We start from the raw sequence: 15,443 nt of genomic DNA on the forward strand, positions 1-15,443 counted from the left end.
TGTATCCTCCATCATGCGAGTGTTGCCGCTTGCTCCGTATGCTTCGTCGCAGATTTGACTTGCTCATGGGCATGATAGGAGCTGCGCACCATTGGGCCGGATTCGACGTGGCTGAAACCGCGCTTCAAGCCTTCCTGTTTCAAGGCCGCAAATTCTTCCGGCGGGTAGTATTTTTCCACGTACAAATGCTTCTCTGACGGCTGCAAATACTGCCCTATCGTCATGATATCACAATCCACAGCCCGCAGGTCGTCCATCGTTTGCAAAATTTCATCATATTCTTCGCCTACGCCAAGCATAATGCTCGATTTGGTCGGGATGTTGGGCTGCATTTCTTTGGCGCGTGCCAGCAGCTCCAGAGACCGTTTGTATTTGGCCTTTGCCCGGACCTTATCCGACAGGCGTTCAACCGTTTCAATATTGTGATTCAGAATGTCCGGCTTCGCATCCATGACGATTTTTAAGGAGTCGCGATCCCCCATAAAGTCAGGAATAAGCACTTCCACGCTGCAGAGCGGCAGACGCCGACGCACGGCTTTGACCGTTTCTGCAAAAATGGATGCCCCTCCATCCTTCAAGTCGTCCCGCGCCACGCTGGTGATGACGCAATGCTGCAGGTTCATCTGCTCGGCTGCTTCCGCTACCCGTTCAGGTTCCTGCAAATCGAGCTCCGTCGGCAAGCCGGTATTTACCGCGCAGAACCGGCATGCCCGTGTGCAGATGTCGCCCAAAATCATAAAAGTGGCCGTTCGATTGGCCCAACATTCGTAAATGTTCGGGCACCTCGCTTCCTCACATACCGTATGTAAGGTTTTGGAACGCATCATGTTTTTGATTTCCTGATAATTATCGCCGGTTGTCAATTTGATCCGAATCCAGTCCGGTTTCGGCTCCTTAACACGTTTAGCCAATGTATAAACCTTCTTTCTACTGAAGTTAGGCTGTTCTCGGAACATATTATACCATGAAAGCGTTGGAAAAACTCCCATTTGTCACATCTTGTCCGATTCGGCCCCAAATGGGATAAAATTCACGCTTTTGTAGAACGCTACGAAAAAGGGCGATTCAGACGGAAAGGAGGAAGCTTCTACCGTGAAAAAGCGTTTGAACGCGCGATTATACCGTCATCGCTGGATCTACATCAGTTTTGCCGTCCTGCTGCTAATTCCTGGTTTGTCCGTGCGAACCTACGCCAAACCCGCAGCACCCGAACCAAGGCCGCAACTTAAGGAATTGAAGCCTGCGGAAATTTTTGCCGAAAGAAGGCATTTGTACGAAAGCATCGGCCAAATGACGGACATTCCGTGGTACAGGCTCGCCGCAATCGATCAGTATGAGCGAACGCTCACCCAAGCTCATCCGAAGGACCGCAAACACCCGGAGCGGCTGACAGGCATATTCATGACGTCTCCTGCCTGGAGAGGCTGGCTGAATCCGGATGAAACGGATCAGAAGCCGCAATCGATCCTGGTCTTCGGCGGTTACGGGCGCGACGGCTCCGGCGACGGTATGGCCGACGCCAATAACGATGTCGACGTGTTGTACAGCATGGCTGAATTTATTCGAAAGCACGGAAACCGGCAGGAGGATTTCAACATCGCCCTATGGGAGTATTACCACAATTCCCGCGCCGTGCAGCGGATCCAGCAATTCACCAAGCTGTATGAGCATTTCGATACGCTGGACCTGTTTGCGCACGTTTTTCCCGTGCCCCTCGGTACCAATTATTCCTATCGCAGCACCTGGGGAACGAAGCGCAGTTGGGGCGGCTACCGAATCCATGAAGGAACCGACATTTTCGCGCCTTATGGTCTCCCCGTTCGCAGCACCTGTTACGGGATCGTGGAAGTCAAAGGCTGGAATCCGTTCGGGGGCTGGAGGATCGGCATCCGGGACTTGAACAACCATTATCATTATTACGCGCACTTGTCCGGTTTCGACAAAAAGACGCATATCGGCCAAATCGTTACTCCAGGCCAAATCGTCGGATGGGTGGGCAGCTCGGGCTACGGCAAACCGGGCACGCAAGGCAAATTTCCGCCCCACCTTCACTATGGCATTTACAGGGACAGCGGGCTTGCCGAGTGGTCGTTCGACCCCTATCCGCTGTTGAATCATTGGGAGAAGGAAGAATACCGCCAAATCAAAGCAGGCAAAAAAAATAAATGATGCGCAGGCACCGACCAAACAGGACCTCGGTGGAACGAAACCGTTTGTTTCTTTCCATCATGAGGTTCTGTTTGTCATTGTTTTAATGGCTTTCATGCGCCGCGTCCGTCTGCAGTTCCTCCTCCATGCCGGGAATCGCGGGCTGCGGCTCGTGTTGTCCACCAGGCAGAGTCTGCTGCGGCACGACAGGCGTGCTCACGCCTCCGCTGCCCGATACGCCGCCGCCTTGGCCCGACGGCAGGGCAATGGCAGGTGCACCGTTTCCGTTATCCCCTACAGGCCTTCCTTGGTTATCGTAGTAGTACATGGGAACATCCCCTACGACTAACAAGTAGGAAATCGGAATTTCCGTATCCACCGTTTCGGGTTCCATATCAAACGGGACAACGACCGCGACTTCCGCAATAATGCGGATGTATACTTCGACCAGTATCATATTGATGCCCGCGTTCTGTTGGCGGGTATTCAGGTCGACTTTGACCGCGCCTTGAGGCTCTACACGGAGCGGAATGCTGGGTCCGAACGATGCCAGAACGGGGCTTCCCAACGCCTGGCCGAGAGGGATCTTTTCTTTCAACATATGGATGTTCTGCAGCGTGGACTGCACGATGTTCATCGTACTTGCGGTGATGCGCATATGTTCGTCATAGTTCAGCATGAAACCCGAAACTTTTCCGGTTTGATCCGTCTTCCAATCGATCAGCCCTTCCGTCGCTTTTCCTTCGGCCACTTGTGCGGTGATCGCGCTGTTAATCGCCTCTGTCGCAATCTGCTTGACCCGGATCTTGGCCAAATGCATGATTGGCGGCTTCATTTTTTTCTCGACGTAGGCAAACCCCTGCAGCACGCAAAAAACCGATACCAGCAAAATAATCAGCCATATGCGCCGCTTTCCGCTTGGCGGCTTTCGTGGTTTCCTTATCCTGCGGCTTCTCCAGCGCATTCTTCTTCTCATCATCGGGCAATCCTCCCCTGCAGGATGAGCTGTAATGTATACGTTATCCTTATGCAGGACATGGCCGAAAAAGAAGGACAATGCCTCAGCTCACCGCAAGCAACAGGACTAGGCCGGGCAAACGCAAAAAAGCCTCGCGGGCAGCTTCGCTGCCGGCAAGACTTTTTTCGCACGGTCCGAACCCTTATACAGGCCAGCTCATAGGCCCAAGGATACGGAATCATTCATGCTATTATTTTTTTTCGACAGCATGTCCGCCGAATTCGTTGCGAAGCGCCGCAACGACTTTACCTGTAAACGTATCTGTTTCAAGGGAACGATAACGCATCAACAGGGACAACGCGATAACCGGGGTAGCGGTTTGCAGGTCGAATGCCGTTTCAACCGTCCAGCGGCCTTCACCGGAAGAATGCATAACCCCTTTAATTTCGTCCAGGTTAGCGTCTTTGGAGAATGCACGCTCCGTCAATTCCATCAGCCACGAACGGATAACGGAACCGTTGTTCCACACGCGAGCCACTTTTTCGAAGTCGAAGTCGAAGTCGCTTTTCTCCAGAACGTCGAAACCTTCGCCGATGGAAGCCATCATGCCGTACTCGATGCCGTTATGCACCATTTTGAGGAAGTGCCCGCTGCCCGCTTTACCGGCGTACAGGTACCCATTTTCCACGGCAGTGTCGCGGAACGCAGGTTCAACGATTTCCCAAGCTTCCGGATCTCCACCGATCATGTAACAAGCGCCGTTGCGTGCGCCTTCCATACCGCCTGATGTTCCTGCGTCCATATAGTGAATGCCTTGCGGTTTCAGTTCTTCGTAACGACGGATGGATTCTTTGTAGTGGGAGTTGCCTGCTTCGATGATGATGTCGCCTTTGGACAGCAACGGAGCAACTTCTTTCAATACAACGTCAACCACGTTATGTGGAACCATGATCCACAGTACGCGCGGGGATTCGAGGGATGCCACCATATCTGCATAAGAAGATACGCCTTGTGCACCGTATTCTTTCATTTCTGCTACAGCTTGTTCGTTCAGGTCGAAGGCAACAACCTCATGTTTATGGTCGATCAAGTTTCTGCCCAGGTTCAAGCCCATTTTACCAAGTCCGATAAGTCCAAGTTTCATTCCAAACTCCTCCTATTTTATCAACATTTTTTTCTATATCTAAAGGGCCCGGAAGCGAAAACGGCATTACCAACGTATTAAAGAAAAATGACAAACTCGCCGTTTTCGCTGTTTGGGGCCACTTATCGCTATATCACACGCATGTTCTAATATATAACAGTAAAATGAAAGCTAATTTCCTCTAACGGTTCGGTTTTTCGTCTTACCACCAACGGAATCCGTCTGCCGCCGTCAGGCGATCTGCGGATTCAGGGCCTTGAGATCCTGCCGCATACGTATCCAGCGGTATGCTTCCTTCCTGGAAAGCTTCCAGGATCGGTTGTACCCACTGCCAGGACAGCTCCACCTCTTTCCAATGCGCAAAGAATGTGGAATCACCGCGCATGGCATCATAAATGAGGTTCTCGTAAGCTTCAGGAATGTTGCGCTTGCCGGAGGAGAACGTCAGGTTAATCGGCTCCACCTCGCCATGATGCAGCGGATTTTTCCCGTTGAGCTGCAAGGAAATGCTCTCGCCTGGACCGATTTCGATTGTCAGCAGGTTCGGATCGGATGTTCTTTCCGATTCATGACCCGTTTTGAGCGGCTCTTTGAATTCAATGACGATGCGCGTCGATTTCTCCGCAAGGCGTTTACCTGTGCGAATATAGAACGGAACTTCGCTCCAGAACGGATCGTCGATCCACAATCTTGCGGCAACGTAAGTTTCATTTTGGGAACCGGCAGGAACGCCAGGCTCGTCCAAATAACCTACAACGGATTCGCCTTGAAGTTCGCCGGCAGCATATTGTGCACGCACGACTTGGGAAGCGATCTTTTCTTTCGTCAGCGGACGAAGCGATTCAACGATTTTCCGTTTTTTGAAGCGGATTTCATCAGGCGTGCAGCGCTTCGGCAAGTGCAGGGCTGTCATCATCAGTATTTGCAGCATATGGTTTTGGAACATGTCCCGCGTTGCGCCGCTTTGATCGTAATACGCTGCGCGTTCCTCGACGCCAACCGTTTCGCTTGCCGTAATCTGTACGTTCGCGATGTAACGGTTCGACCACAAGGCCTGAATGACCGGGTTGGCATAACCGAGTACTTCGATGTTCTGCACCATCGGTTTGCCAAGGAAATGGTCAATCCGGTAAATTTCTTCTTCCGCAAACGTGCTGCTTAATTTCTCGTTCAGTTCGCGTGCGGATTGCAGATCATGGCCAAACGGTTTTTCAATGATCAATTTCTTCCAGCCTTTGGTGTTGCCCAAACCGCTTTGCTGAATGTTCTCCGCGATTGGCTCGAAGAACTCAGGAGCGACCGACATATAAAACATGCGATTTTCCGGAATATTCAATTCCTTCTCACGCTGCTCCACAAGCTCCAGAAGCTTCACATAATCTTCAGGCTTCGTATTGTTCAGCGAGCAGTAACGGAACGCCCCGATAAAATCGCGTACGACGGATTCTTCTTCCGGCGTCTGGCGCGAAAAGGTATGCAACGATTTTTCAACATTGCCCTGGAACTCGACATCCGACAGTTCACGCCGCCCCAATCCGATCACGGAGAAGGATTTCGGCATTTTCTGATCAACGAACAAATTGTATAAAGCAGGATAAATTTTGCGCTTGGCCAAATCGCCAGTTGCCCCAAACAAGACAAATGTCATTGCGTCCATTGAAGTGCCTCCTGTGTTCTGTGCAGTATAGTATATGATGTTGCAAAATGTTCAAATCCAAGCATGACAAAAGACGGAATTAGTGGGTATGTGCCCCGCCTTCGCTCCGTTTCGTGCCTTGGTTGAATTTAAACATCTGACATTCCTTCTCTCCACAACCCGAGTGATCAGGTTATAAAATGTAACCTACTTGAATTGCCGTAACCCATAATACACCCGTCGTCACATTTCGTCAATAATCGTGGCAAAACTGTGAACCCCAGATCCAGCAAGGGTTTTCAGTGTTGTTAACGCTTAAATTGGTAATATAAACTAACAATTGTATGTGATTTTTGACACATTCCGCGGTGGACATCTTGGTTACAATAAGTATACTAATGCTATATAGAGCCAAACTTTGAATAAAGGAGCACGTTTATGAGTGATGATAAGAATGCCAATCAGCTATGTGGAAAAGTGGAACAGTCTTATCTGATCATTGGCCGGAAATGGGTCGCCCTCATCATTCACGCATTGATGGAAGAGCCCAAACGTTTCAGCGAAATACACGCTTATATTCCAGATCTGAGCAAGCGTGTGTTGAATGACCGAATGAAGGAACTTGAAGAAGAGGGGATCGTCGTTCGCCATGTGGTGACAGAGCGCCCGGTTCGTACCGAATATATGCTAACGCGCAAGGGTACGGAGCTTGGGCGGGCATTAGGCGCTGTCGAGCAGTGGGCTGAAAAGTGGCTGTAACGAATGCATGGCATCTAAGAGGTAAATATGATGCATCATACCGTCTAAAAGTTTAGTGTTTTTCCCTAATGGAACATAAAGACAACAACAAAACCCCTTTGTCTGAACATGACAGCAGCGTCCGACTCATTTGCGGATCTTCGCCATTTCATCACAAAGGGGTATTCGTTCTTCTAGTCCGACAGGATGACTATAGGGTTGGCCGTATATTCCTTCCTATCGTATTTCAAGGCCCAGCCTCTTCAAATAAATGCTAATGCGCTGTGTAAGTTCGTCTAAATCCGAACGCTGTTTCTCGGACAGTTGGTCTTCATTTACGGTGCCATCACTGGTTACGGTCAATGCTTCAATGCGCTTCATTTCCTCGTAGACAGCTTGGAAATCGGCATAGTCTTCCGCACTGAACATTTCCTTGGCCTGGGCAAACTGTTCTTTCCAAAACTGCTCTTCACCCATGATGATGTTATGTGACATCCTTATATCATGTGAACTAACTTGCTCTAGTTGAGTAAAATAAGGTTCTAACTTCACGGCCAATGCTTCGTACTGCTGTCTGACTCCTTTATCCCATTGCTCGGGATGCAGCTGTCCATCCGGACCGGCTTGAGCAAGTGCAATTTTCCCCCACTGCTGGAGCAGACTCATAAAGGCGGTGTAATCTTCATTGCTAAAATGAGCCTTGGCGCCCTGCAATTTGGCTTCAAGCCGGGCATACTCTTCTACCGTCACGCCCAACGCCGCAACCGATTGTTGACTGCCATAGATGCCATCTGCCAAATAGGTGTAACCTGCATAGGCACCGGTAGGGATTAACAAGGCGATGCTAATGATGCCCGCAACCATCCATCTGCTGCTTCTTCTTTTGTTTATGGAACTGACTCTTTTTTCGATCTGCTGCATTAATCGTTCCTTGCTTTCCGTCGGCACGGTCCATTGACCTGTCTGATCCTTGTATGCTTCGCGTAATTCGTTCTCCAATTCCTTCATCCCCAATCCTCCACCTTTCTGCCTTCGATGAATTGTAAAATGCGCTTCTTCTGACGCAGCTTGCCCAATCCGGCATGGATGCGGGATTTCACCGTTCCAAGCGGAATATCCAGAATCGTTGCAATCTCTTCCTGCGTATACTCGCTCAAATAATGGAGAGTAATGACTTGCCGCTGTTTGTAGGGTAATCGCTGTACTTGTTCAAGCAACGGACGATGGGCCAGTTTGCTAACCAATTCGCCTGTAAAGTCTTGTTCCATGGCTGTGTCCGTTTTGTTCACCCGCTCGTTAAAGCGCAGACGAAGCAGTTTTTTTCGCCGATCGTTCTGAACGATACGCATGGCAATGCCCATCAGCCACGGGCGAAACGGACGCTGGACATCAAATATCTCCAGGGAGCGATACGCCTGAATGTAAACTTCCTGCACCAAGTCCTCCGCATCACTCGCATGCCTCACCAAAAAACGAACGGTGCGATACACGTCCTGCACTGTCTTTTCATAGATTTCCCCATATGCTTCGTGGTCCCCCGCACGCGACAGTTTAATCAAAGTTACGAATTGTTCATTGTCATCCATAAGTCTCTCCTCTCTGCAGCCTTTACTATATATTGTCGCGGGAAGCAGATATCGTTCGATTTATTTGAACAGCTTAACGAAAAATGGAGCAGCTTGCCAACCGGCAAACTGCTCCATGACGTTCTAAGCTAACGTTTCCCGTTAGCTGAAGTCCTTAACCTTCGGATCTACCAAACAAACAGTTTAGAATGGAATCCGCACATTCCTCTGAAGAATGTATGTGTGTGTTGACAGTACAGTCATACTGTATATCTTTTGCCATAATTTCGTTTTGCCAGTCTGATTGATCTTCGGTTCGATCTCCTCGTTCAATATTTCTCTGGCGACAAATTTCCAATGGACAAAACACTTCAACAATATGAAAGGGATAACCAGCAAATATTTCCTTAACTTTTTCATAATGAGGCTTTAACTCAGGTCTTTCTACCAAAATGCCATCGATAAGTACATTTTTGCCATGGTCAGAAAATAGTTTGGCGGTATGATACATCATAATAATGGCATCACTTAAATATTTCCAGTAATCTTCCCGAAGATAGTTATCGCCAATTGTATTTTCAAAAAGGTCGTTTGCAACAACGTAAAAGAACTCATCTGAGTTTAACTGGATAGCATCTACTATAGAAGTTTTTCCTGAACTAGTTACTCCGTTCAAAAATACAATTTTTCCTCTACTCATATCTCATCCCCAATTCATTGTTATAGGTAAAGTTATAACAGTTCCAACGTAATAAGAATTGCTACCGTGGCTGCCGCAGAGCAATTTTCCTGTCAGAATAATCGATATAGTTCTACAGCCCACGCTTTATTATTCAGTAAATGAAAAGGAGTATTATTAAAAGTATGGGCCCCGAAAGTGTCATTATTATAGAAAACTTCTTGTTTTGTATAAATTGGACTAAATAAAACACCAAAGAACCTGCCATAAAAATAAAGAATAGCGGCCAGTATCCTATAGATGCTATACCTCCTAAAAGTATATATAGTAAGGAACATAGGAAAAACTTTGATTCTTTATTATATTTAACGAGAATGGCATATAAGGCGATCCCCAATATACAACTAACGTAGACGTATAATGTGATCATTCCAAGTTGAAATTTGATGTATTCACTATGAATGGGGACGGAAAGGAAATAAATCAGTATACCTACCAATAAAGAACTGCCAGTCCCCCTCAAGTATCTAACAAACAAAATTAGGCCCCCTTTCTTTAAATAACTATTTTTCCACCCTATCTGACCACCGGCTACTGTCGATTACCTTTCTTTTCAAGCGAACACTTCCCGATAGTTGAATCCTTTTCCCTTATATGTGAGGTTTATAATCTTGTTCTTACGACAATTTTGTCCATATCATATTTTAGAAGATTAACTAGACCTGCCACGGTTATAAGTTCAAAGTAACCTAAGAAATTGATTTGATCTTGATCAGAATAAAGCGTAATTTCATCATTGACGCTCTTGCTAGCAGAAACCATAAGCCCATAACAGAATAACTACTGTAGTACTCGAACATATATTGTTTGAATATTACTCACCTAACGGTTATATCTTAACACATTTTGGAAGTGACCCTCCCCGTATGTTGAACAAAAGCAGCCGATCACATTGGTCAGCTGCTTTCTTATCAGTATTGAGCTATCGTTTCCCGTTAGCTTAATCCCTGGTTAAGTATTACACTGAACCTTTGTAAAAGCGTTCTATATATTCGTCCTTTGTTAGCCCAAACAATATGGAATCATAGTATCTTCCATTAGTGTAAAACACTTGCCGACGAACCCCTTCTTGGATACATCCTACGTTCCTAAGCATTGCAGCCGATGCCTCGTTCCCTTCAAGAACGTAATCATTGAATTTATTAAGCCTTCGCTCGAAAAATGCATATTTTAATAGTATATGTACAGCCCGTGTACCGTAACCTTTTCCTCGATAATCTCTGTCGATTTGAATCCCGATGCTAAAGGTACCATTTCTTTCATCGATACTGTTTAAGTTAACTCCTCCAACATTTTCACCGTCCAAACTCTCAATTGTAAACATAAGTCGATTAGATGAAAACTCAGAAAAGTTCTCTGCAAAAGCTTTTGCTTCTGAAATCGTGGGTGGTAGCTCAACAGCGCATTCTAACAAGCGTCGTGCTGGTGTATCGAAACGGTTAATATAGTGACCTTCCCAATCTTCTGGCTGTATCGCACGCAGTCTTATAACCTCATCTTGCCAAAAATAATGATTGTAATCTATATTCCTCATTGGGATTCCCTCCAATAATTTAATAATTCCTCCATATTATAACTAATGAATCCATTCTGTTGATAGTAATTTTTGATTATAACTAACCCGCCCGTATGTTGAACAAAAGCAGCCGATCACATTGATCAGCTGCTTTCTTATCAGTATTGAGCTATCGTTTCCCGTTAGCTTAATGAAATAAAAAGATAATCTTTCTATGTACCACTCGCCCTATCATATACAGCTACTCTCTCCACCAGAATAATTGGACTTGCGGTGAACCATCTTCCTCATGATGCTTTAATTCTGTCTCTACGGGGATGATTGATTTCTCTGTAACTATGGGTATAGGAAAGCCAATAAAATGAATACCCAATAATAAAACAAAGCTGATAACAAGAATTCCAAACAGGGTAAGGATAACACGTTTCAATGGATTCTCTCTCCCCAAAACAATAAGATTATCTTCCTTTTACGTGCTACTTTCAATTTCGGTATACAAACTATTAACTTCATTATTTTGAATCATCAACTTTCTCCCCTTCATACCAATTCAATATGTGTGCCATTCCATGAACCAAGATTTAAGCCACTGTGATTTAGTATCATTATCCCACACTGGAGCCATTCCTCCAAGGAAACAGCAATGGGGTCTGAACATTTATCGGGATATACGAAAATGAATCTTTCTACTGAGAGCTTAGTGTAAAGCTTCTTCCACTTAGAGCAGGGTAAGATTTGATGTCACGGGTCAATTAAACTTTACATCTTTAGTAGGGATATTGAGGCTGTCGGCTTCGACATTGCGGCTTCAGACATTATGAATGATTTCCAAAACACAACAAAAGCAGCCGATCATTGATCAGCTGCTTTCTTGATATTATTGAGCAATCGTTTCCCGTTAGTTTAATGCCGGTCTACATATTTTACTCTTGTTTTGAGGCATGGTAACTGAGTCCTTATCTACAAATATTATTTTGTAACTCCATTATGCTGCTTAATTTTTGAAAATCACGACCATATGCTTGCTTCCCATATATTCAACGGAAGTATTTAACTGCTCCGCCACAAAACGAACAGGAACGAACGCACTGCCGTTCTTCAGAAGTAAAGGAGCATCTTGCATCACCGTTTGCTGGTTTACTTTTACCTGCCTGTTCCCTACAACCCAACGAATCGTTTTACCATCCTTCTGAATCGTTACCTCTTTGGTGCTCTGCTTCCAATTCACGGCTGCCCCAAGCTTCTCGGAGATGAAACGGATCGGCACATAGGTACGTCCTGTCTGAATAAATGGCGCTGTGGTAATACGATAAGCACTTTCTCCAACATAAGCAGTCGTGCTGCCGATCACCAAGCGCTGTGTCTTACGCTGACCGCCAGGCAACTCATTTCCTGCCATTTTCACAAATAATTTATATGTTTTCGATCCCTTGCTTAAATCTAAATAGTTATTTTGCAGTGCAAGTGGTTCAATGAATGCACCCGTATCATAATACGGTAAAAAACCACGTTGTTGGAGCGGTTCTAAATCCCAGACTCGATTATTTTTCAAATAGAGGTAAGACAATCTTTGAAGATTTCTCAACGGCTCCAAATCATAGATCTGGTTAGATGATAAATCCAGAGAAAGTAAGTTAGTTAATTTAGATAAAGGAGCAAGATCTTTGATGTTATTATTCGCAGCATCGAGTCTCCAAAGATTAACCAATCCTGCTAGCGGCTTTAGATCTGTGATCTTGTTAGAACTTATGGACAACGTATTCAGATTAACTAGTCCCGCTAGCGCTGAAAGATCATTGAATTGGTTCCTAGATACCGATAAATCTGTCAACTTCGTTAACTTCCTGAGGGGCTTAATATCCTCAATTTGATTGTCACTCAAATCCAAAGTCGTCATATTGACTGCATACTCCAAACCCTGCAAACTCTTAATTCCTTTACCCGATAAATTAACGTCGGTCAGTGACTCTAAATCCTCTTTTGTCAGTGATTCATCGTCGTTTTTATTCAATAATGACTTAATCGCTTGTTCTAGGTTGATATCCTCAAAAGCTAAAGGCTGTTGGTTAAACGCCTCCATGTAAGCCTGTCTTGGTAAGCCAAAACATAGGACAAAAATAATTAATAATCCAGCAAGGTATTTCTTCATTCTGACCATTCCTCTCCAATCACTGTATAAACTAGCCAATGTTGCTTGAATTAAGACGCAGTTTGCAAAGAAAAGTTGTATTGAAGAGTAATGTAAGTATTCTGCTCGTTAGTTGAACAGCCCATCACAGTTGATCCGCCGCTTTCATTGTGTTATTGATTTATGACCCGTCTCGTAGTCGCTGGCAGCAAACAGTTTGGCTCCTTTATGCTCGCCATGAGTCGGGATTTTGCGTTGTTATCCTTTCGGAGACCAGTGGCACTGTAAAGCCAAATAGGCCCTTACCATTTTTTGGTGAATATATGTTTTAAAGTAGGAAATAATTGTTGGTATAGAAAGGCGGGGATAATATGTTTAAGAAAATATATTTAATAGCCTTTGCAGTGACTATTATTTCAGGAGTGTCATTAATTTCCAATTCAAAAGCAGACACCTATCCAGAAATGGAAACCGTAAATAAGACAGATAAAAATCCTGTTAACACGAATTTTTCAACAAATAATGTGAAATCCGAAGAATCAGTAAAAAACGTAGAATCCGTAGAATCAAAAATCGCAAAAGGGTATTATAGTCAATTCTATACACCTCATGGCATGTTCGTGCGAGCAGATGAACAAAGTATCTTTAAGGAATCAGAGATAGCAAGAACTATAGATGAAATCGGGCCTAATACGAATCAACTAATTTTTGAAGGCGAGTTTTTTTTAAAAGTAGATGAAGCAGAATTTTCTAAAAATTATCCCAATTCGTTGCTCTTAGGTAAAACCTTAAATGATGAAAACCCGACTGATACCGATGTTCCATCAAGTTCAATCTATATAGATTGATAAGCTCCGTTTCATTCACGTCCCTATCCTACGTTAACCTGCCCTTTAGTTGAACAAAAGCAGCCGATCACATTGATCAGCTGCTTTCTTGATATTATTGAGCTATTGTTTCCCTTTATCTTATCCTCAGATGCGTTTGGTGTAGGCAATCAAATCCGATATTGAGGCATCCATACGCTGCTGGATTTCGTGATCTAATTGGAATTGAATGTCTTGGTTACGAACTTCAATACGTTCGATCTGACTGTCGATGGCAAATACATTTTCCGCAAAAGATTTAGTTCCCATCGAGGCTAAAAGGGGCTTCAACGCATAGTCGATGGAAAGCAAGTTCGAAAGGGTACCTCCTACAAAATAGGCAGCTGCGATTTTATCTTTAAAGGCTTTTTGCGGCAATAAATCAACGTAAGCTTTAAGGATGCCTGTATAGGTTGTTTTATACACCGGGCTTGCAATAATGATTCCTGTCGCTTCTTCCACTTTGGCATGTGCGCTTAATATGGGCTTGCTGTTGAAATTGGCGTGCATCAAATCAGCCGGAGGCAAGGAGTACACATCGATGATCGCTACTTCGCAGCCTTGCTGCTCCAATTTCAGTTTGGCATATTGAACAACGCCGTTTACCCGAGATCTATTGTTGAGACTTCCAGAAATGATCGCTATTTTACTCATTATTTGCTTCAGCTCCAACAGCTGATCCTAGAGACGATGCGTAAGCTAATGTCATCCCATGCTGTGGCGGTAAGCCCATTAGTACTCTTCCGTATAGCTCAAGCCCGGTAGATGCCGTAGTCAGCGCATGATTAGAGCCGCCTCTAATGTCACGAAAGATTTGAGACAAGCGATTGGAATCGGCAATGACACTCCCTCCGCTCTCCGCCATTAGCATATCTACGGCTTCCCAGCATAACATCGCTGCATAGGTCATATCCGTCTGAAGCTGAGCCACTTCCTTTAGGCTGAATCCTTCTGCATTTTGCACATGACGCTCCAGATGATCAATGGCTCGACTGATATGAAGATGAGCGGATTCGACTTTCATGGCGGCAAGCCCTACTTTATACTGAATATGGCCCACTTCCGCCTGAGAATGATGGATGGTCATCGTTATTCCTCGATGAGGCGCTTTTTCAACAAAATACTCGACAGCCTCTCTGGCCAGTCCGAGAATCGCACTGATCCCGGTCGTAATACTTGTAATAAGCTGTACATAAGGTTTGTATTTGTCACGCCCTTTTAATTCAACAGGCAAAGAACTCATTTGTTTCGTGTCCTGGCTGACGACATATTTCTCTGGAATAAAGACATTTTTGATTTCCAGACTATTACTTGCCGACCCTTTTAAACTCATCGTGTACCAGTCATCTATAATGGTAACTTCACTCATCGGAACGACACCCAACATCATCCCCAAATTTTCGCTTTCCTGCATGGACTTTGCGTCATTCAGATTTAACAAAGCATGGGTTGCATGCTTGGAACCTGAACCGAATCCCCAAAAGCCCTCCTCTACCCAATAGCCCCCGTCTACTTTTTTCACTACAGCTTTGCGTGCTGCTAAGACGGAACAAAAACGTACTTCCTCTTGCTGACCAAAGAGAGCATCCAATGCTTCGGAAGATAAAGACAATGAAGCCGTATAGTTGTTGCCGTTAATGATTTGAACGACCCAGCCAACAGAGCCGTTCCCCTTGGCCACCTCGGAAATAATTTCAACCATGGCACGGATACTTACCTCATGACCTCCGTACTTTTTCGGTGTGCCAAGCTTAAACAAACCCGCATCCGAAACTTTCTGAATAACCTCTTCAGGAATATGTCTTTCTTCATCAATCATCGTTCCGAATTTTTGAAGATAGGGAACTAACGCTGTAGCTTTGTTTAGTAATTGACGTTCAAGTGTGGTGAGCTGATGGTCGCTGCTTAAGTTAGCCATTCGTATATCGCTCCTTGTTTTCGAATTATACATCTGTATATTTAAAATGTATTTGTAGAATAAATAATATGATGTATAATAGGCCTC

At 45.1% G+C, this 15,443-nt stretch carries 15 protein-coding genes; 3 read left to right on the forward strand and 12 right to left on the reverse strand.

Translation table 11 applies throughout. From position 1 onward, the window contains the following. Positions 1 to 11: 11 nt before the first annotated feature. Positions 12 to 911: a lipoyl synthase gene (gene lipA, locus RSX24_RS29345; RefSeq protein ID WP_236414730.1), complete on the reverse strand. Its 900-nt coding sequence runs from the start codon at positions 909 to 911 to the stop codon at positions 12 to 14. Positions 912 to 1,092: 181 nt separating this feature from the next. Here lipA and RSX24_RS29350 point away from each other — a divergent pair, with 181 nt between their 5' ends. After that, entirely contained in the window at positions 1,093 to 2,169 is a 1,077-nt protein-coding gene (locus RSX24_RS29350; RefSeq protein WP_343262607.1) for a M23 family metallopeptidase, read from the forward strand. Between the two features lie 82 nt (positions 2,170 to 2,251). Here RSX24_RS29350 and yunB read toward each other — a convergent pair whose 3' ends face one another. The 3 genes from yunB to zwf form a co-directional block, all read right to left on the reverse strand. After that, on the reverse strand, positions 2,252 to 3,127 hold the full coding sequence (gene yunB, locus RSX24_RS29355; protein WP_438286904.1) for a sporulation protein YunB: 876 nt from the start codon (positions 3,125 to 3,127) through the stop codon (positions 2,252 to 2,254). Between the two features lie 229 nt (positions 3,128 to 3,356). Then, positions 3,357 to 4,250: a phosphogluconate dehydrogenase (NAD(+)-dependent, decarboxylating) gene (gene gnd, locus RSX24_RS29360; RefSeq protein ID WP_236414732.1), complete on the reverse strand. Its 894-nt coding sequence runs from the start codon at positions 4,248 to 4,250 to the stop codon at positions 3,357 to 3,359. A 202-nt stretch (positions 4,251 to 4,452) separates the two neighbouring features. After that, positions 4,453 to 5,907, reverse strand: a complete 1,455-nt coding sequence (zwf, locus tag RSX24_RS29365) for a glucose-6-phosphate dehydrogenase (RefSeq protein WP_236414733.1) — start codon at positions 5,905 to 5,907, stop codon at positions 4,453 to 4,455. A 417-nt stretch (positions 5,908 to 6,324) separates the two neighbouring features. Here zwf and RSX24_RS29370 point away from each other — a divergent pair, with 417 nt between their 5' ends. After that, positions 6,325 to 6,645 carry a winged helix-turn-helix transcriptional regulator gene (locus RSX24_RS29370; protein WP_236414734.1) on the forward strand — a complete coding sequence of 107 codons (321 nt, stop codon included), beginning with the start codon at positions 6,325 to 6,327 and terminating at the stop codon, positions 6,643 to 6,645. A gap of 216 nt (positions 6,646 to 6,861) precedes the next feature. Here RSX24_RS29370 and RSX24_RS29375 read toward each other — a convergent pair whose 3' ends face one another. The 6 genes from RSX24_RS29375 to RSX24_RS29400 form a co-directional block, all read right to left on the reverse strand. Further along, positions 6,862 to 7,632: a DUF3600 domain-containing protein gene (locus tag RSX24_RS29375; protein WP_343262608.1), complete on the reverse strand. Its 771-nt coding sequence runs from the start codon at positions 7,630 to 7,632 to the stop codon at positions 6,862 to 6,864. After that, positions 7,629 to 8,210, reverse strand: coding sequence for a sigma-70 family RNA polymerase sigma factor (locus tag RSX24_RS29380; protein WP_343262609.1), 582 nt, complete (start codon positions 8,208 to 8,210; stop codon positions 7,629 to 7,631). The genes RSX24_RS29375 and RSX24_RS29380 overlap by 4 nt, the downstream gene beginning before the upstream one ends. Positions 8,211 to 8,364: 154 nt before the next feature. Next, entirely contained in the window at positions 8,365 to 8,889 is a 525-nt protein-coding gene (locus RSX24_RS29385) for a phosphotransferase-like protein (protein ID WP_343262610.1), read from the reverse strand. A gap of 997 nt (positions 8,890 to 9,886) precedes the next feature. Next, positions 9,887 to 10,462 carry a GNAT family N-acetyltransferase gene (locus tag RSX24_RS29390; RefSeq protein WP_343262611.1) on the reverse strand — a complete coding sequence of 192 codons (576 nt, stop codon included), beginning with the start codon at positions 10,460 to 10,462 and terminating at the stop codon, positions 9,887 to 9,889. 223 nt (positions 10,463 to 10,685) lie between these two features. Beyond that, entirely contained in the window at positions 10,686 to 10,874 is a 189-nt protein-coding gene (locus tag RSX24_RS29395) for a hypothetical protein (protein ID WP_343262612.1), read from the reverse strand. Between the two features lie 564 nt (positions 10,875 to 11,438). Continuing rightward, a complete protein-coding gene (locus tag RSX24_RS29400) occupies positions 11,439 to 12,593 on the reverse strand; it encodes a stalk domain-containing protein (protein WP_343262613.1) in 1,155 nt (384 codons plus the stop codon). A 350-nt stretch (positions 12,594 to 12,943) separates the two neighbouring features. On the opposite strand from RSX24_RS29400, the gene RSX24_RS29405 reads away from it, so the two are divergent. Beyond that, the gene (locus tag RSX24_RS29405) at positions 12,944 to 13,420 is read left to right on the forward strand and encodes a hypothetical protein (RefSeq protein WP_343262614.1); all 477 of its coding nucleotides are present in this window, start codon (positions 12,944 to 12,946) and stop codon (positions 13,418 to 13,420) included. A gap of 126 nt (positions 13,421 to 13,546) precedes the next feature. On the opposite strand, the gene ssuE is transcribed toward RSX24_RS29405, so the two are convergent. Together ssuE and RSX24_RS29415 are read right to left on the reverse strand one after the other, a co-directional pair. Beyond that, the gene (gene ssuE, locus RSX24_RS29410; protein WP_343262615.1) at positions 13,547 to 14,092 is read right to left on the reverse strand and encodes an NADPH-dependent FMN reductase; all 546 of its coding nucleotides are present in this window, start codon (positions 14,090 to 14,092) and stop codon (positions 13,547 to 13,549) included. Then, on the reverse strand, positions 14,085 to 15,356 hold the full coding sequence (locus RSX24_RS29415) for an acyl-CoA dehydrogenase family protein (RefSeq protein WP_343262616.1): 1,272 nt from the start codon (positions 15,354 to 15,356) through the stop codon (positions 14,085 to 14,087). Before RSX24_RS29415 ends, ssuE begins: the two co-directional genes overlap by 8 nt. Positions 15,357 to 15,443 lie beyond the last annotated feature (87 nt).

This window comes from Paenibacillus hubeiensis (genome assembly GCF_032334105.1).
GTDB classification, from domain to species: Bacteria; Bacillota; Bacilli; order Paenibacillales; family Paenibacillaceae; genus Paenibacillus; species Paenibacillus hubeiensis.